The 18,188-nt window shown below is 51.5% G+C and carries 20 protein-coding genes; all 20 read right to left on the bottom strand.

The window, feature by feature from the left end:
• Positions 1-459 carry a transcriptional regulator NrdR gene (nrdR, locus tag KKH67_07520; GenBank protein MBU1319030.1) on the bottom strand — a complete coding sequence of 153 codons (459 nt, stop codon included), beginning with the start codon at positions 457-459 and terminating at the stop codon, positions 1-3.
• Complete coding sequence (locus KKH67_07515) at positions 459-953, bottom strand: cytidine/deoxycytidylate deaminase family protein (protein MBU1319029.1); 495 nt, start codon at positions 951-953, stop codon at positions 459-461. The genes nrdR and KKH67_07515 overlap by 1 nt, the downstream gene beginning before the upstream one ends.
• Positions 943-1,740 carry an SAM-dependent chlorinase/fluorinase gene (locus tag KKH67_07510; protein MBU1319028.1) on the bottom strand — a complete coding sequence of 266 codons (798 nt, stop codon included), beginning with the start codon at positions 1,738-1,740 and terminating at the stop codon, positions 943-945. Before KKH67_07510 ends, KKH67_07515 begins: the two co-directional genes overlap by 11 nt.
• On the bottom strand, positions 1,740-2,159 hold the full coding sequence (locus tag KKH67_07505; protein ID MBU1319027.1) for a DNA-binding protein: 420 nt from the start codon (positions 2,157-2,159) through the stop codon (positions 1,740-1,742). Before KKH67_07505 ends, KKH67_07510 begins: the two co-directional genes overlap by 1 nt.
• Positions 2,160-2,196: 37 nt before the next feature.
• On the bottom strand, positions 2,197-2,523 hold the full coding sequence (locus tag KKH67_07500) for a divalent-cation tolerance protein CutA (GenBank protein MBU1319026.1): 327 nt from the start codon (positions 2,521-2,523) through the stop codon (positions 2,197-2,199).
• A gap of 7 nt (positions 2,524-2,530) precedes the next feature.
• Positions 2,531-2,836 carry an MTH1187 family thiamine-binding protein gene (locus KKH67_07495; GenBank protein MBU1319025.1) on the bottom strand — a complete coding sequence of 102 codons (306 nt, stop codon included), beginning with the start codon at positions 2,834-2,836 and terminating at the stop codon, positions 2,531-2,533.
• Positions 2,837-2,851: 15 nt separating this feature from the next.
• Positions 2,852-4,114 (bottom strand): serine hydroxymethyltransferase, encoded by a 1,263-nt coding sequence (locus tag KKH67_07490; protein ID MBU1319024.1) that lies wholly within the window; start codon positions 4,112-4,114, stop codon positions 2,852-2,854.
• Between the two features lie 239 nt (positions 4,115-4,353).
• Positions 4,354-5,226 (bottom strand): hypothetical protein, encoded by an 873-nt coding sequence (locus tag KKH67_07485; protein MBU1319023.1) that lies wholly within the window; start codon positions 5,224-5,226, stop codon positions 4,354-4,356.
• Between the two features lie 97 nt (positions 5,227-5,323).
• Entirely contained in the window at positions 5,324-6,268 is a 945-nt protein-coding gene (locus tag KKH67_07480; protein MBU1319022.1) for a branched-chain amino acid transaminase, read from the bottom strand.
• A gap of 22 nt (positions 6,269-6,290) precedes the next feature.
• The gene (locus tag KKH67_07475) at positions 6,291-7,442 is read right to left on the bottom strand and encodes an acyl-CoA dehydrogenase family protein (GenBank protein ID MBU1319021.1); all 1,152 of its coding nucleotides are present in this window, start codon (positions 7,440-7,442) and stop codon (positions 6,291-6,293) included.
• Between the two features lie 2 nt (positions 7,443-7,444).
• Complete coding sequence (locus KKH67_07470; protein MBU1319020.1) at positions 7,445-8,587, bottom strand: acyl-CoA dehydrogenase family protein; 1,143 nt, start codon at positions 8,585-8,587, stop codon at positions 7,445-7,447.
• Positions 8,588-8,595: 8 nt separating this feature from the next.
• Positions 8,596-9,447 (bottom strand): 3-hydroxybutyryl-CoA dehydrogenase, encoded by an 852-nt coding sequence (locus KKH67_07465; GenBank protein MBU1319019.1) that lies wholly within the window; start codon positions 9,445-9,447, stop codon positions 8,596-8,598.
• Positions 9,448-9,491: 44 nt separating this feature from the next.
• On the bottom strand, positions 9,492-10,679 hold the full coding sequence (locus KKH67_07460; GenBank protein ID MBU1319018.1) for an acetyl-CoA C-acetyltransferase: 1,188 nt from the start codon (positions 10,677-10,679) through the stop codon (positions 9,492-9,494).
• 227 nt (positions 10,680-10,906) lie between these two features.
• The gene (locus KKH67_07455) at positions 10,907-11,410 is read right to left on the bottom strand and encodes a hypothetical protein (GenBank protein MBU1319017.1); all 504 of its coding nucleotides are present in this window, start codon (positions 11,408-11,410) and stop codon (positions 10,907-10,909) included.
• 1 nt (position 11,411) lies between these two features.
• On the bottom strand, positions 11,412-12,914 hold the full coding sequence (gene accC / locus KKH67_07450) for an acetyl-CoA carboxylase biotin carboxylase subunit (protein MBU1319016.1): 1,503 nt from the start codon (positions 12,912-12,914) through the stop codon (positions 11,412-11,414).
• A gap of 47 nt (positions 12,915-12,961) precedes the next feature.
• Positions 12,962-13,747 carry an enoyl-CoA hydratase/isomerase family protein gene (locus KKH67_07445; protein MBU1319015.1) on the bottom strand — a complete coding sequence of 262 codons (786 nt, stop codon included), beginning with the start codon at positions 13,745-13,747 and terminating at the stop codon, positions 12,962-12,964.
• 9 nt (positions 13,748-13,756) lie between these two features.
• The gene (locus KKH67_07440) at positions 13,757-15,364 is read right to left on the bottom strand and encodes a methylcrotonoyl-CoA carboxylase (GenBank protein ID MBU1319014.1); all 1,608 of its coding nucleotides are present in this window, start codon (positions 15,362-15,364) and stop codon (positions 13,757-13,759) included.
• A 4-nt stretch (positions 15,365-15,368) separates the two neighbouring features.
• On the bottom strand, positions 15,369-15,785 hold the full coding sequence (locus tag KKH67_07435; protein MBU1319013.1) for a Zn-ribbon domain-containing OB-fold protein: 417 nt from the start codon (positions 15,783-15,785) through the stop codon (positions 15,369-15,371).
• The gene (locus tag KKH67_07430) at positions 15,782-16,939 is read right to left on the bottom strand and encodes a thiolase domain-containing protein (GenBank protein MBU1319012.1); all 1,158 of its coding nucleotides are present in this window, start codon (positions 16,937-16,939) and stop codon (positions 15,782-15,784) included. Before KKH67_07430 ends, KKH67_07435 begins: the two co-directional genes overlap by 4 nt.
• A gap of 12 nt (positions 16,940-16,951) precedes the next feature.
• A complete protein-coding gene (locus tag KKH67_07425; protein MBU1319011.1) occupies positions 16,952-18,004 on the bottom strand; it encodes a hydroxymethylglutaryl-CoA synthase in 1,053 nt (350 codons plus the stop codon).
• Between the last annotated feature and the right edge of the window lie 184 nt (positions 18,005-18,188).

The raw sequence follows: 18,188 nt of genomic DNA, 5'->3' as shown, positions 1-18,188 counted from the left end.
TTATTCCTCTTTGTCGAGAAGCTTGCGCACTTCCGTATAGAACTCCTCGGTGTCTTTGAACTTGCGATACACAGATGCGAATCGCACGTACGCGACTTCGTCGATTTCCTTTAACCGTTCCATAATCATGGCACCTATGACTTCTGATGAGACTTCCTGCTTGGCGAGGTTAAAGAGCTCCTTCTCGATGTCGATTACAATATTCTCGATCTGTTTCTGCGATATTGGTCTCTTATTGGTAGCCAGTTCGAGTCCCGTTTTCAGCTTCTGACGGTCGAAAGGTTCTCGGCGATCGTCCGATTTGCGCACAGTGAGACCTTCAATTTCGACATATTCATAGGTAGTGAATCGCTCCCCGCAGGAGATGCACTCCCGCCGACGCCTGATAGCTCTCCCCTCCTGGACAGATCGCGAATCGACGACTTTATCTTCTTCACCGCCACAGTGTGGGCACTTCACTATTCTCCAACCTCCAAATTCAAGTGCTGCACTGCTCCGCTTTTGTTGAGAAGATCAACCTTTATTCCAGACTCTACGAGCAACCTGCGAGACAGGTCATCGGGATATCCTTCTCTGCATATGATGCGCAAGAGGCTCGCATTGATGATGATCTTCGAGCAAAGGCTGCAGGGGAATGTTGTGCTGTAAATCACGCCGTTGGTTATGTCAATCCCGGATGTCGCCGCCTGCACCACGGCATTCTGCTCTGCGTGGATTGCCCGGCACAGCTCGTGTCTCTCACCTGATGGAATGTTCAGCTTTTCGCGCAGGCATCCTACATCGAGACAATGCATCAGCCCCCTTGGCGCACCATTGTAGCCGGTCGCGAGAATGCGCTTGTCCTTCACTATAACGGCGCCGACCTGCCTGCGAAGACACGTGGACCGCGTCGCAGCAAGATCTGCTATTGACATGAAGTACTCGTCCCATGATGGCCGTCCGTCAATGTTCATGCCGCACCACCTCGATAGTTGAGCCGATTGTGATTTCAGACTTCTTTGCAAAGTGTCCCCTGTTGATACCGATTTCTAGTAGTCCGCAACTGCCGATATATGCAACGGTCTCGCCTGTCGGCACTGAGTCGAATGTCTTGTGAATCGATCCGATATCCTTGCCACCAGCCAACACCCGTAGGAATCTCTGATCCCCGGCTGCTTCCAGATCATCGCCAGGGATATTTGTGATGGCATTTCCGAAGTTGTCGATGGAAAGCACCTCACCTGCGATTTTGTCATCGGAGCACGACGGTGAAGCGACTTCGAATGTCTCGATCTTGTCAATCGCATTTCCTATTGCCTCGATGTCCACGCCAAGCGAGATATACGCGGAGACTGGAGCCATGACATCGCGACCCTCAAACGTGCTGCCGCCCTCCACGAGCATGTATTGAGTGTTGCTGATTTCGTAAGCAGTATAGTCATTTCGGGCAACTATCATTGACAGAAGACCATTGTCGGGAGCAACGAACAAGTAATTCCCACTCTCAATAGCAACGATTCTTCGTTCGCTTCCTACACCCGGATCGACTACCGAGAGAAATATCGTGCCAGCAGGAAAGAATCTGTGCGATCGCCACAGGTAATATGCAGCCTGTCTGATATCACCCGGCGGCACACTATGGGAGATGTCTATGAATTTCAGTTCAGGGTTGACTGAAAGCATAGCGGCTTTCATCTCCGCAACATAACTGTCCGCTGATCCGAAATCGGTCAGCAGAGCGATCACTGAAGAAGTTGACATTACAGATCCAGGAACTTAAGGCCGGTATCAGGGTCAGGGCTACGCGTTATCACAACATCGGATGCGGTTACCGTGAATTCGCCGGTAACTCCGATTACACCTGAGAACAGGTGCCCTGCGTATGGTCTGCAGTCCCGGTCGGATACGGTGACATGGGCGTGCACGAATCGCTCGCCGTCGACGACAGAGAAATTGCCCATAAACGTGATCAACTCGTACTCACCATCGAGGTTCTTTTTGATGTACTCATTCGCCTCCGGATCGAAATATCCAAGCTCGACATCACAAACAACACCGATGCCGATGACTGACCCCGATCCAAGTTTGACCTCGTTTGCGAACCTGGTGAGCGATACGAGAACATCCTCGCCCTTTTCGAGCCTTACGGCGTATCCCGACTCATGCTTCTTGAATTTCATACGATACCTGCATGTATAACCAGTCGATTGACTGAGTTCATTCCGTTCTGCCTGAGCATTTATCAATCCACTTCAGATAATCAGCGTCTCCGGCAGAAATAGGCAGTGCAATGATTTCCGGTAACTCATAACTATGGTGTTCTCGGATTACATCTTTGACCCGTTCGAAATTGTCAGACCTTATCTTGATGAGCATCACCGACTCTCTGCCCTTCTGGGTCTTGTTATCCCAATTGTAGTAGGATGTCACTCCCGGGATGACATTGACGCACACGGCCAACCCCTTTGAAACAAGCTCCTCCCCGATATGCTCCGCCTCCATCTGGCTTGAGACGGTCGACATCACAACAGCATATTCTGTCATGGTTCAATTACTTCCTTATTTGACGTCCAAGGCGCTTCTCGATCGTATCGAGTTTGCCCTCTAAGCGATTAACTGCGTCTCTGCGATCATCGATGACAATCCGTGTAGCGACTCTGTCAAACTTGTCTCTTAGGTGGAAATGGCAAGTCCTGATCAGTTGCATCAGCTCATCCCACTCGCCTTCGACAACAGTGCCCATCGCGTGTGTCTTATATGACAAGCCTGACCTGTCGATTATATCGATCACTTCTGAGACAGCTTTCGAGAGGCTGCTGCTCTCTCCGATCGGATATGTCGAGAATTCAATGAGCACCTATGTTCGCTCCTGTCAGCCGATCCGGTACGCTTCCATCAATTCCGGATATAGCGGGAATCGATCGCAGAGTTTCTTCACTTCCTCACGCACCTCAGTGTAGACTTCCTCGTTTCCGAGATTGTTGATCACGCGATCTATTAGAGCCGCGATGCTGAGCATCTCATCTTCCTTCATCCCTCTAGTCGTAACGGCGGGAGTGCCGATTCTGACTCCGGAAGTGACAAACGGCTTTCTTGTATCGAACGGAACCGTGTTCTTATTTGTAGTGATGTTTGCTTCATCCAGCCCTTTCTCCACTTTCTTGCCCGAGTATTCCCTGTCGAGGAAAGAGAGGAGCATCAGATGCGTATCCGTGCCACCGGTTACCACCCTCTGACCGAGCTTCACGAACTCATTGGCCATCGCTGCTGCATTCTTGATGATTTGCTGTTGATAGGCCTTGAAGCCAGGTTGCAGCGCCTCATGAAACGCGACCGCCTTCGCGGCGATTACGTGCATCAACGGACCGCCCTGAATACCGGGCATCACGGTTCTGTCAAGATCCTCAGCATACTTCTCCTTGCACATCACCATGCCGCCGCGCGGTCCGCGAAGAGTCTTGTGAGTTGTCGTAGTCACAAAGTCCGCATATGGTATCGGCGACGGGTGCAGTCCGGTTGCAACCAATCCGGCGATGTGAGCGATATCGACCATCAGATAGGCACCGACAGATTCCGCAATTTCTCCAAAGCGCTTGAAGTCTATGATTCTCGGGTACGCCGAGGCGCCGGTCACGATCATCTTCGGCTTGACCTCTTCTGCCTGCACGGCGAGAGCATCGTAATCGATAACTTCTGTTTCTTTGTCAACTTGATAGCCGATGAAATTATACAGCTTACCGGAGAAGTTTATAGGATGTCCATGCGTGAGATGACCGCCGTGTGACAAATCTAGTCCCATAACGGTGTCACCCGGCTCCAGTACGCTGAAATAGACTGCCATATTTGCCTGAGAGCCGGAATGCGGTTGGACATTAGCGTGCTCGCAACCGAATAGCTGTTTTGCCCGATCTCTCGCTAGATCCTCGGCGATATCGACAAATTCGCACCCGCCATAATATCTCTTGTGCGGATATCCCTCAGCATATTTGTTCGTCATGACTCCGCCTGCGGCCTCAAGAACGGCAGGCGACACGAAGTTCTCTGATGCTATCAGCTCGATCTTCTCATTCTGACGCCTTGTTTCGCCGAAAATTGCCTCGTAAATCTCCGGATCGCTATCTTTAAGGTAACTCATAATTCGTCTCCATCAGTAACCGCTTCTTTCAAGCTAAATGAATAAGTAATTGCCTGAAAAGGCAAGTCTAAACTGAGGAATCATGTAGGGGGCTGGATGCCGTCATCGCGAGGAGCGAAGCGACGTGGCGATCTCCATGTCAATCAAAGCCATAAGGAGAAGATGAGATTGCCACGCTCCCTGCGGTCGCTCGCAATGACGCCGCTACTTGCACTCTTGTGCGCTAAAGGATGCAATGCTTATGCAAGGAGACTCTCTTTGATCTTCTGTGGTATCGTGTGGTAAACGCTACGCCAACCATGACACTTCACAGAAAAAATCTCGTTACCTTCGCACCTTTCACTTAAGGGTATGCCAGAGTAGGCGACATGAGTTGACTTGAGGTTGTCGTCGCCGTCGCCCTCAACAGCAACCCACCACAGTCCGCCTCCGCTAAATCCGCCGAAGCTGGAAAGCGGAAGCTCAACGTCTCCGCCTTCTACATCGCGAACTACGATCTCAGAATAGTCATACTCCCCATTCGTCATTGACTCACTGAGACCGGACGCAGCAAGAAATCCCTCATACCTTATTACTTCATTGAACCCACTCTCAGGGCCTAACGATATCGCTTTCTCTCCCGGGTAGCCGCAGAGTATCCAGAATCCCTTACCTAGCCCGATTGGATGCTTCTGAATCGTCTCTCGCCAACGATCCAGCTGCCAAAAGGACTTGTACGCTTTCAGCCAGCTGACAACGGATGGAGTCGGAACCATGAAAGCCCAATCGGGTCCATCTGATTCTACTGATTCGTTGGGTGAATCGGATGATACTACGATGTAGTGATCCGTCCTCTCCCCAAGATTGTGAGCGGATCCCTGTATCCCGAATCCAATATATGTATCTCCCTGCGCCGTCGGCCGTCTCGCTACTGCCACCACATGGCGGGCGGTTAAAATGCCCTCTCTGCCCGCAATTGAGACTAATGTCCCACTTCCTATTAGCTTAGAGTGAACCACAGGGGGATTAACTTCGACTAAAACGATCCCGACCGAATACGAAAACACGGTCTCTGCCACTTCAGATTGAATACGATCAACGAATTCACGTGGGAGAATGGGAACTCTATCCATGTCTATAGCCACCTTTCGGTTCTGAGATGTCATAGGTCTAACAACCAGCAAAGCTGCGATCCAGACCTGCCGAAAGTTCTTCCACCGAGTCTTCGCGTCAGGCTTCGACCTTCTCTTCCGCATAAACAAAATCGAGCCAGCCGTAAGTGTCGGGAAAATCACCGGACAGGTACTCGAAGAAGCGGTCCTGTAGCCTCTTGGTGATAGGCCCGCGCTTACCGTCACCTATCGTAATCTTATCAATCATCGAAATCGGAGTAATCTCTGCGGCAGAGCCGGTGAAGAATACTTCCTCGGCAATATAGAGCGCCTCTCTTGGAATATTGCCTTCGATGACTTTATAACCGAGTTCGGTCGCGAGAGTGATTACGGTATTGCGAGTGATGCCGGGGAGTATCGATGCATCGAATGGCGGGGTGATAACAACGCCGTCGCGCACGATGAAAATATTCTCGCCAGAACCTTCGGAGACATTGCCCTTCGAATCGAGAGCTATGCCCTCGACACATCCTCTGGCGATCGCCTCGGTCTTAATCAATTGAGAATTCATATAATTGGCGCCGCATTTTGCCATGGCCGGAAGCGTGTTTGGCGCGATACGAGCCCATGATGAAACGCAGACCTCGACTCCGTTTTCGAGCGCTTCGGGTCCGAGATATTTCCCCCACTCCCAGACTGCTATCGAGACATCCACCGGACAGGGACGCGGGTCCACACCAAGAGAATGATAGCCACGATAGACGACAGGACGGATATAGCATGCTTCAAGGTTATTGACTCGAATTGTCTCGATTGACGCGTCAAACAGCTGCTTGTTGCTGAATGGGATATCCATACGGTAGATTTTTGCGGAATCAAAGAGCCTGTCAATATGAGCGCCGAGTCTGAATACTGCCGTCCCTCTATTGGTCTTGTATGCTCGGATTCCTTCGAAGATGGACGAGCCATAGTGGACCACGTGAGACAAAACGTGAATCTTTGCATCGTTCCAGTCTACGAACTCCCCATTCATCCAAATCTTGCCTTCGCCTTTGAAAGCCATGATTCCTCCTATGGTTCTATACTTACATATCAGATATACTCTTGAACACTTCTCTGGCAATTACAATACGCTGCACTTCCGAGGTTCCTTCGCCGATTTCACAAAGCTTCATATCACGGTAGTATCGTTCAGCGGGATACTTCGCAGAATAGCCATCGCCGCCGAGTACTTGAATAGCCTCATAAGTGCAGAAATTGGCCACCTCAGACGCATAGACTTTGGCCATCGCCGACTCTTTGGACATCCGCTTGCCGCTATCCTTCAGATAAGCAGCGCCATAGACCAGATGCCGCGCAGCCTCTATCTTCATCGCCATATCAGCGATCTTCCATTGGATTGCCTGATATGACGAGATTGGTTGGCCGAAGGACTTTCTCTCCGTGGCGTATCGTGATGCCAGCTCAAAGGCAGCTTGCGCCAATCCGAGTGCCATTGCGCCAATAGATATCCGTCCACCATCAAGAGTAATCATGAACTGCTTGAACCCGACACCCTCGTCACCGAGTCTCTGCGACTCGTGAACTTTGAGATCGTCAAAATGCAAATACGCGGTGTTCGATCCCCGGCAGCCCATTTTGTTCTCTTTCTTGCCGACGCTGAAGCCTTCCATACCCTTCTCGAGTATAAACGACGATATCCCCTTGACTCCGCCCTCTTCACTGGTTCGCGCTGTGGCAATAGCGACTGTACAGGGCTCCGCAGAAGTAATCCAGCACTTAGTCCCGTTGATTACATAATGGTCGCCGTCCCTGACAGCCTTTGACTTGGTCCCGCCTGCATCGGAGCCTGCCTCTGGTTCGGTGAGACCGAACGCAATCAGAGCGCCCTTTTTGCAGGCGTTCGGCAGGTACTTCTGCCTCTGCTCCTCGGTACCGAATGCATAGATTGGGTAGGTGCCGAGTGAGTTGTGAGCTGCGAACGTCAAGCCGGTCGAACCGCACACTCGTGATATCTCTTCAACAAGCACCGTATATTCGGCTGAGCTCAGCCCGAGGCCGCCATACTCTTTGGGAACTATGCTGCCCCACCATCCTTTAGCGTTTATTTTCTCCTGGATTTCCGGTTTGAATATCTGTTTCTCGTCAACCTCGACGGCATGAGGTGCTATCTCGGCTTCGCAGAACTGACGAACTTCAGACCTGAATCCAGCTAGCTTTTCCAGAAGGTCATACATGTCTAATCCTCAAGCAAATCTCTCGAGATTACGATTCGTTGAGCTTCAGATGTTCCTTCGTAAATCTCGGTCACACGCGCATCCCTGAAATACCGTTCGACAGGATACTCTTTCACGTAGCCGTAGCCTCCGTGAATCTGTACGGCTTCATTGGCTACGTAATTTGCAGTCTCCGATGCAAAGAGTTTCGCCATTGAGATTTCTTTTGCGTGGCGCTCCGGCGCATCATTCAGGATGGCAGCGCGATACGTCAACAGTCTGGCAGCGTCGATCCGCATGGCCATGTCCGCAAGCTTGAACTGGATTGCCTGGAAGTTGCAAATAGGCTGTCCGAACTGCTTGCGCTCTTTCGAATAGCTCAACGCCTCATCGAATGCTGCCTGTGCTATTCCCAGCGATTGCGCAGAAACTCCCACCCTGCCATTGTTCAGCAATGAGAGAGCAATCTTGAACCCTCTGCTCTCTTCCCCAAGGAGATTCTCCTTCGGGACTTTCGCATCTATGAAGGAGACTTCTCGAGTGTCGGAACATTTCAACCCCATCTTCTTCTCAGGAGCGCCGAGACTCATACCGCCAATGCCCGGCTCGACCAACAGACAGGAAATGCCCTTCGGACCAGCTTCAGGATTGGTAAGCACAAAGACAACCATCAGTTTTGCAATGCTCGCCGAAGAAACCCAGCTCTTGGTTCCGTTGAGCAGATAGTGATCTCCACTCAGAATAGCTGTCGTCTTCAGTGATCCGGCGTCAGTGCCTGAATTCGGCTCTGACAGAGCGTATGCTCCGATGAATTCCCCGGTCGCCAGCTTCGGCAGAAACTTCTCCTTCTGTGCCTCCGTGCCATACTTCTCAAGCGCTTTGATCACGAGCGAGTTATGAACGGATATGGTTATCGCAAGGCCGGCACACTTGCGCGCTATTTCTTCGATCACAAGCGCGAAGCTGAGAGAATCGACTTCAAGCCCACCGTACTTATCGGAAGTATAAAGGCCGAAATAGCCGAGCTCGCCTGTCTCGGCAAGAAGCTCCTCCGGCATATACCCCTTCTCATCCATTTCCTCAGCGATGTCTTTCAGGCGCTTTTCAGCAAATTCGCGAGCCGAATCACGCATCATGATATGATCTTCAGACAGTTCGAAATCCATTCCCTACCTCACTTCGCTGAGTAATCATAGAATCCACGTCCGGTCTTGCGACCGAGATAACCGGCTTCCACCATCTTCTTCAAGAGCGGACAGGGACGATACTTCGGGTCGCCGAGTCCCTCATGCAAGACTTCAAGGACCGCAAGACAGACATCCAGCCCGATAAAATCGGCAAGAGTCAACGGGCCCATCGGATGCGCCATGCCGAGCTTCATTACTGTATCAATTCCTTCTTTGTCAGCGACACCTTCAAAAAGCGTATAGACAGCTTCGTTGATCATCGGCATCAGGATGCGATTTGCAACAAAACCGGGATAGTCGTTCACCTGAACCGGAACTTTGCCCAACGCCGTCGCCGTCTCTTCAACGATCTTATACGTCTCATCTGATGTCGCGAAACCCCGAATGACCTCAACAAGCTTCATCATCGGTACAGGATTCATGAAGTGCATGCCGATCACCTTGTCGGGACGGCTTGTCGCGCTTCCGAGTCTGGTTATCGGCAACGACGATGTATTAGACGCAAGAATGACGTTGGGACCGCAAATCTTGTCGAGCTTCTTGAAGAGTTCGATCTTGATGCCGAAATCCTCGGTTGCGGCTTCGATCACCAGTTCGGCACCCGCGGCATCCTCGAGCTTCGTGGACGTCGTTATATTCGCCAGCGATGCGTCCATTTTCTCCTGAGTGATCTTCTCCTTGCTTAGCTCACGCCCCATGTTCTTCGTGATTGTGGCGATTGCTCGATCTACAAATTCCTGCTTGATGTCTATTATTGTGACTTTTGTATCATGCTGCGAAAAGACATGGGCAATGCCGTTACCCATCGTTCCAGCTCCAATAATTGCTACAGTCTTCATCCTTCTACTCCAAAATAAGGGTTCAGTCTCGTTTCACAGTCAGATTACATTAATTCGATCGACATCGCGACCGCATTGCCTCCGCCGAGACAGAGAGTCGCGAGACCTGTCTTGAGTCCTCTGTCTTGCAGTGCATATATGAGTGTGGCAACGATTCGCGCGCCGGATGCGCCGATAGGGTGTCCGAGTGCGACTGCACCACCATGCACGTTTACTCTGTCCCAATCCCAACCAAGCCCCTTGCCGTCTGCAAGAGCTTGCGCCGCGAAGGCCTCGTTAGCTTCGATCAGGTCGAAGTAGTTTATGTCTGCGTCCAGTTTATTCATAAGTTTGCGAACAGCGTAAATCGGCGAGAAGAAAATATCTTTCGGCTCCACGCCGGCTGCTGCGTAACCGGTGATCTTGGCAAGTGGCTTCAAACCGTTTTGCTTTGCGAAGTCGGCCGACGTCACCACCATCGCCGCAGCACCATCGTTCAGACCCGGAGCATTGCCCGCTGTTACAGTGCCATCCTTCTGGAATGCTGGGCGGAGCTTGGCGAGCTTTTCAACGGTTGTGCCGGGGCGGGGGCATTCATCCTGCTTGAATATAACGGGATCACCCTTGCGCTGTGGTATTTCCACGGGTACGATCTCTTTCACGAACTTGCCTGCTTCGATCGCCGCTAGTGCTTTTGCATGTGAATTGGCTGCGAATTCATCCTGCTCTTCGCGAGTAAGCCCTGCTTTCACGACAGTCAGTTCCGCGGCATTACCCATGTGGAAATTGTTGAACGAATCCCAAAGGCCGTCGAGGATCATCGAGTCCTGAAGTTTCTTGTCGCCAAACTTGAGGCCACCCTTGGCGCCATGCAGCACGTACGGCGTGCCTGACATGGATTCCATTCCACCGACAACATAGCAATCACCATCGCCAGCCTTGATAGATGCAGATGCCATCATCGCAGCCTTCAGTCCTGAGCCACATACTTTGTTAATGGTTAGCGCGACTACCTCCGGCGGAATGCCGGCATGAATTGCCGCCTGACGAGCCGGTGCCTGACCGACTCCGGCCTGCACCACCTGTCCCATGATTACTTCTTCGATTTTAGCCGGATCGATTCCCGCCCGCTTGACGGCTTCCTTAATCGCAATAGCTCCGAGTTGAGTGGCGGTGAACGACGACAGTCCTCCGAGGAAATTACCGATTGCAGTTCTGCATGCGGAGACTATAACTGGTTGGGGCGTATCCATTATCTATCCTCCCTGACGTATTTGAAAAGTTGCTTAAGATCCTATTTCTACTTGCGCATCGAGAAGTGTGCAAGTGATTTTTTTCCCAAATAACTTTATAATTTAATAAATAGTCGGAGTGTAAGCAAGAGATACGTTAATATATTATGTGTCAGAGAGTTACGTGCATGACAAATAGTGCGAACTTCTACGGATATCGTTTGGGAAGATTGCGTGGTAATGATAGTCTATTCTTCTGCTATAATCTCCAAAATCGGGGTCTCAGTGTCCACCAGATCACCTGCTTTGAAGGATATGTTCCTGGCTATGCCATCCAGCTTCGCCTGAACGACATTTTCCATCTTCATCGCCTCGACAATGCAAACATTCGTTCCTTTCGCGACCTTGTCACCTTCGGAAACCATGACTTTGACCAGCTTGCCCGGCATTGGCGCGAGGATTCTCTGCACACCATCTACGATCTCAGCGGAAGACCCACCGGAGGCCTCCTCGGCAAGAACATCTTCAAGCACATGTATCGCGCCATCGAGATGTACAAAGACTCTGCCATTGGTTCTCGCGACATGAATGACTTTGTTGATGCCGTTCGCTCGCAGAATGAATGAGTTGTCGTCTATTTTGATTGCAGACAGTGCGAGAGTCTTATCTCCGATAGAAAGATTATAGCCATTTTCGGATTTATCGAGAGAAATAGAGTAAGTCCCATCAGCGATGCGATATTCGTAATTCATTTCACGATCCCATTCCGATTTCCCATTTGCCGACTGTCTCCCACGGCGTCGGTTGCGCAGCCTCTCCAAATACCGAGGCTGTATTGCGCGACAGCTGCCCAGAGAGCGCTCCTGCTGCAAGCACCAGAGGAAGCGAATCATCCGACGTGCCACGCTGCTTCCAGTCTGCCATGTGCGTCGGAATGAAGTTAGTGTACGTCCTGCCTTCGATAAATTCTTTATGACTCAGTACATCACGCAAATAGTCGATTTGAGTTGTCACTCCGAGTACAACATATTCGGAGAGTGCCTTCAGCATTCTTTTGCGTGCAGCCTCACGAGTCGGTCCCCATGCTATGAGCTTCGATAGAATCGGATCATAGTAGACCGAGACTTCAGCACCTGAATAGATGCCGCTGTCGACTCTTATGCCGGGTCCAGATGGTTCTTTCAGGTAGTGGACTGTGCCCGCCGCAGGCAGGAAGTTGTTGGCAGCATCTTCGGCATAGACACGGCATTCAATGGCATGTCCGACTTGTCGAAGATCATCTTGATTGAACGACAAATGGGCTCCTGCGGCGACTTTGATCTGTTCGACAACCAGATCGACTCCGACCACAGCTTCTGTTATAGGATGCTCGACCTGAATACGCGTGTTCATTTCGAGAAAATAGTAATTGCCGTTCTTGTCGAGCAGGAATTCAACTGTACCGGCGCTTGAGTAGTCGCACGACTTGACGACCTTGACAGCCGCCTTGCCCATTGCGGCACGAATCTCCGGTGTCAGTGCCACAGACGGCGTCTCTTCGACAATTTTCTGATGACGGCGTTGAATCGAGCACTCGCGTTCGAAGAGATGAACTGCATTGCCATGCGAGTCTCCGAATACCTGGAATTCAATATGTCTTGGGTTCTCGATGTACTTTTCGAGATAAACCGAATCATCTCCAAATGCAGATTTTGCTTCGCGCTGCGCGCCTTCGAGCGCCGCAGCAAGGTCATCCTGCTTCTCGACGACCCTCATCCCTTTGCCGCCACCACCAGCCGCGGCCTTGAGCAGAACAGGGTAGCCGACTTTGTCAGCTTCCGATGCGAATAGCTTAACATCCTTCGCAGAGGCCTGCATTCCGGGAATAACCGGCACTCCAGCGGCAATCATCATCTGGCGTGCCTCGACCTTGTTTCCCATTACGCGTATAGATTCGGGGCTTGAACCGATAAAGACCAGACCGGCATCTTTGCACTTTTGTGCGAATTGATGATTCTCGGCAAGGAAGCCGTACCCCGGATGTATTGCGCAGCAGCCGGTCTCCTTTGCCGCAGCAATCACCTTATCGATTGCAAGATAGCTCTGCATAGGCTCGGGCGGTCCTATGCAGACGGCATCGTCAGCGTTCAGTACGTGCAGCGCTTTCGAATCAGCCTCCGAGTAGACCACTACCGAAGGAATCCCGATTTCTTTACAGGCATGAATAATCCTGCATGCAATTTCACCTCTGTTGGCAATCAATATCTTGTTAAACATCGCATCAGCCATTATTCGCACCTGCTTTCACAAATCATAACTCTCATTCACTCGCGCACCCAATTCGGCTTACGCTTGTTCAGGAACGCATCCATACCCTCCTGACCTTCGTCAGATTTGCGAAGATTGGCGATCACCCTTGCAGTGTGTATTTTTGCGTCCTGAAGAGATTGATCGGACACGGTATCCAGGAGGTCTTTGCAGCACTTCAACGCCTTGGGTCCGGACGAAATCAACTGCGCTACCATCGCATCAACCTCAGCATCCAAATCCTCAGGGGGTACAGCACGATTGATGAGTCCTGACTGTAATGCCTGATCGGTTGTAAGTCGTTCACCTGTGAGAAAGAATTCGCGCGCGCGGCCCTCTCCTACACGCTTAATTACGTAAGGTGAAATGCATGCGGGCACGACGCCAATCTTGACTTCGGAAAATGAGAAGACCGCATTTGTGGATGCAATCGCAATATCACAAACGGCGACGAATCCGGTGCCACCGCCAATTGCGGCGCCGTTGATTCTTCCTACAACCGGCTTAGGACACGAATAGATCAAATGAAAGACCTCTGCCAGCTTCAAAGACTCTGAGAAGTTCTTCTCGTAGGAATAGTCCTTCACCGCTCGCATCCAGTTGAGGTCTGCACCTGCGCAAAAAGATTTGCCTTCGCCTGTCAGGACAACAACACGAACACCTTTGTCGCGGTTAAGTCGATCGAACAAATCATATAGCTCATCGATCATCACACCGTTAAACGCATTGTGAATCTCCGGCCTGGAGAATGTGATGCGGCCGACACCATGCAGTCGCTCGTAGGTGAGAGTCACATACTTCATTATGTCCCCTTACATTCTGAATACACCGTAGTGCTGATCCGGTATCGGCTGATTGAGTGACATTGCGATACCGAGACCGAGCAGTGTGCGCGTGTCGACAGGATCAATGATCCCGTCATCCCATATGTGAGAAGTCGAGTAGTAAGGGGATGATTCGCTTTCGTATTTTTCCATAGTGGGATTCTTGAATTCCTGCTGTTCCTCCGGCGTCATCTCGATTCCCTTTTTCTTCAATTGTCTCATCTTGACTGTTAGCAGGACATCTGCCGCCTGCTCTCCGCCCATCACGCAAATCTTGGAATTAGGCCACATCCAGAGAAGCCTTGGGAAGTAGCCCCTTCCGCACATCGCATAGTTCCCGGCCCCATATGACCCGCCGACGATGACAGTGAATTTCGGCACATCCGCGTTAGCGACGGCATGCACTAGCTTCGCACCATCCTTGGCGATGCCGCCATGTTCATACTGTTTGCCGACGATGAAACCGGTGATGTTCTGAAGGAATAACAACGGTATCTTTCTCGAAGTGCAGAGCTCGATGAAATGGGCTCCCTTGACAGAACTCTCCGAGAACAGCACGCCGTTGTTTGCGAGGATTCCGACCGGATAACCCATTATCCGCGCGAAGCCGCAGACGAGAGTTAGGCCATAGAGCTCCTTGAACTCCTGAAACCTCGAGCCATCGACAATCCGCGCAATCGCTTCTCTTGTGTCGTATGCCCTCTTCAAGTCAACCGGCACGACGCCATAGAGCTCCTCAGGATCGTAATACGGTTCTTCCGGTGTCGTTATATCGAGCGGAAATTTCTTCTGACGATCGAGGCATTCAATGATATTGCGCGCTATCTGCACCGCGTGTTTGTCATCTCTTGCATAGTGATCAGCCACTCCAGAAATCCTGCAGTGGACATCCGCTCCACCGAGATCCTCGTCCGTTACCGTGTCACCCGTCGCTGCCTTAACCAATGGCGGTCCGCCGATAAAAATAGTCCCCTGCTTGCGCACAATGACTGCCTCGTCGGACATAGCCGGAACATAGGCGCCGCCAGCGGTGCATGATCCCATCACAATCGCTATCTGAGGTATGCCAAGCGCCGAAAGTCTTGCTTGGTTATAGAAGATGCGCCCGAAATGGTACTGATCGGGGAACGAGCCCGACTGATGCGGCAGAAATATGCCGCCGGAATCGACAAGATACACACAGGGCAGCCGATTTTCCATAGCGACCTGCTGTGCGCGTATGTGCTTCTTGATCGTCAGCGGGTAGTATGTACCCCCCTTGACGGTTGCATCATTCGCAACCACAAGAACCTCGCGACCATGCACAACTCCGATGCCGGTCACCACGCCGGCAGATGGTGCCTCGTCGTTATACTCTCCCCACGCTGCGAGTGGAGACAGCTCTATGAAGGGAGTATTCTTGTCGAACAACAGATCGAGCCGCTCGCGTGCGGTAAGTTTGCCGCGCGCATGATGCCGCTCGACCATATAGTCGGGACCGCCCTTCTTGACTCGGGCAAGATTCTCGCGAAGCTGCGACGAGAGCTTCAGCATCTCGTCACGATTTGCTTTGAACTCCGGAGATTTTGTGTCAACCTTCGATTCGATACGATACATGCGCCTAAACCGTCGTTACACCCGGAATTGCCGGTACGGCTTTGTATCCGTACGCGAGTACTCCGTGCTCACCATCAGTCTGGACTCTTCTGAATTCCAGTTTCACTTTCTGCCCTATCTCCAGCTCCATCCCATCGGTATCGGCGATCTGACACATGATCTTCGTTCCATCCGTCAATTCCACGATGCCGACAACGTATGGCGCGGCATCCTTGAACTGATTTGGCGGAACATTGATTCTTGTAAACGTGTAAATTGTGCCGTCATTTGGCAGTGTATACGGCTCAAGACACGAACCGTCCAGAGTGCCGGGAGCGACTTTCCGGGGTGGAAAGTAAACACTCGAACACTTCGAGCATTTTTGCGCCTCTAATCTATAACGCTGCGGGTTCTCCCGCCATGTTCTTGCTGGAAACATCAGACCACCTCCATGATGTGGACAGTGCACGATCCGCCGGAGCCGCCCATGTTTTGAGCCAGCCCGACCTTTGCACCCTTGACCTGCCTGTCGCCCGCTTCGCCGCGAAGCTGACTGACAATCTCGATTGCCTGTGCGATGCCTGTCGCGCCGACTGGATGACCTTTCGATTTCAAACCTCCCGATGTGTTAATCGGAATCTTGCCACCAATTTGAGTTTCACCAGCTTCGACCGCCGGGCCGCCCTTCCCCTTCTCAAAGAAACCGAGGTCCTCAGAGACGATGATCTCTGCGATTGTGAAACAGTCGTGCACTTCCGCAAAATCGATGTCGGAAGGCTTCTTACCGGCCATCTTGTATGCTCTCTCAGCCGCGACAATCGTGGCATCGAGTCTTGTCAAAGATTCGCGGGCGTGCAGCGCGATGGTGTCGGTTGCGTGTCCGAATCCGAGTATCTTCACTATCGGCTTCTTGCAGATTCTCTTCGCGGTTTCGAGATCGGCAAGTACTACACAAGCTGCGCCGTCAGTGATCGGGGAACAGTCAAGGATGCGCAACGGATCGGCAACCATGACAGATGACATCACGCCTTCCAATGTGACTTCAAACGGATACTGCGCCTTCGGGTTCTTCGCGCCGTTCTTGTGATTTTTCACAGCGACATACGCAAGCTGTTCACGAGTAGTTCCGTACTCAAACATATGGCGGCGAGCCATCATTGCGTAGAGTCCCGGGAACGTCGCGCCGTGGAACACTTCATATTCCTGATCCGCAGCTGTCGCGAGCGCATAAGTAGCGTCATCACCGGAACAATCAGTCATCTTTTCCACTCCTCCGGCAATCACCAGATCAGAATAACCTGATGCTACCTCCAGGAATGCAGATTTCAGCGCAACACCGCCCGATGCACATGCTGATTCTACGCGTGTGCAGGGTAGGTTCTTAATTCCAAGATAATCTGCCAACAGCGAACCGAGATGTTCCTGACCTACGAACAACCCGGGTGTCATGCTGCCGACATACATGCTGTCAACTTTGTCGATACCGGCATCCTTGAGCGCTAAGACTGCCGCTTCAACATAGATATCTCGAAGCGAGTCGTTCCAGATCTCTCCCCATTTGCCCATGCCGACGCCGATTATGGCAACTTCTCTCATATCTTCACCTCATCACTTATTCTTCAGAATTTTCTTACGGAACTTAGCATAAGTACCGTAGTCGACATAGACCTTGTGCTCATCGAGCTGTGTACGAGTCTTCGGACAGAGATTCTGCACCTCTTTGATCCGATCCGTCACCTTCCAGATGAACGAATCAGAACCGGCACCGGAACCATAAGAGCACATCATAATCATGTCGCCCGGCTTTGCGACATCGAGAATAGCCGTCAATCCGAGGGGTGAGGCACCGGAGTATGTGTTGCCAAGGACCGGCACCAGCCATCCGGTTTCTATCTGTTCTTTCTTGAATCCGAGCATCTTGCCGACACGCATCGGAAATTTGCCGTTCGGCTGATGGAACACCGCATACTGGAAGTCTGACGGCTTCATACCGGACTTGTCCAGAATCGCCTTGGTAGCTCCCATCACATGTGCAAAATAAGCAGGCTCACCGGTAAATCTTCCGCCATGCTGCGGATAATGCTCATGCTCGCGCCTCCAGAAATCAGGAGTGTCGGACATGTATGAGTGAGTGTGGAGTATCTCCGCGAGGATCTTATCCTTGTCTGTTGCCATGATGAAGGCCGCCGATCCCGCAGCCGCCGAATATTCCAGTGCATCGCCCGGCGCGCCTTGTGATGTATCGCCGCCGACCGCAAGGCCGTATTTCACGTACCCTGACTGAGCGAGACCGAGACAGACGAACATCGCCTCAGATCCAGCTTTGCATGCGAATTCAAAATCGGCGCAATGACAGTCTTTGACCGCTCCGATCGCCTCAGCAAGCACTGTGCCCGATGGCTTCACGGCGTACGGATGCGACTCCGAACCGACGTAAACCGAACCGATCTCGGAACCGGATATCCCAGCGCGCTTTAGTGCATATTTCGCGGCTTCCACAGAGAGAGTGATCGTGTCTACATCGGGTCCCGGAACCGACTTCTCGGACAGCTGCAATCCCTTCTTATAGGATGGCGCATCGGCTCCCCATGTCTTGGCAATTTCCTCAACTTTGATTCTGTGACGGGGAATCTTGGCGCCGTATCCCACTATTCCTACCATAAGTGACACCTCATTCCATATATATGAGTAAGTTATTTCCCTGCAAAACATCTACTATCGATGCGAACTCTGGTGAACTCGTTAGTAATCTCTCCAAATCAGTCATGGCATTAATGGTCTGCGTTCAAGCAACCTACAAGAGCTAGTCAATATTGATAATTTACCTCCGGAAGTCAAGAGCAGA

The organism is Candidatus Zixiibacteriota bacterium, from assembly GCA_018820315.1.
Lineage (GTDB): Bacteria > Zixibacteria > MSB-5A5 > JAABVY01 > JAHJOQ01 > JAHJOQ01.
This window is presented reverse-complemented; position numbering and strand designations above follow the sequence as displayed.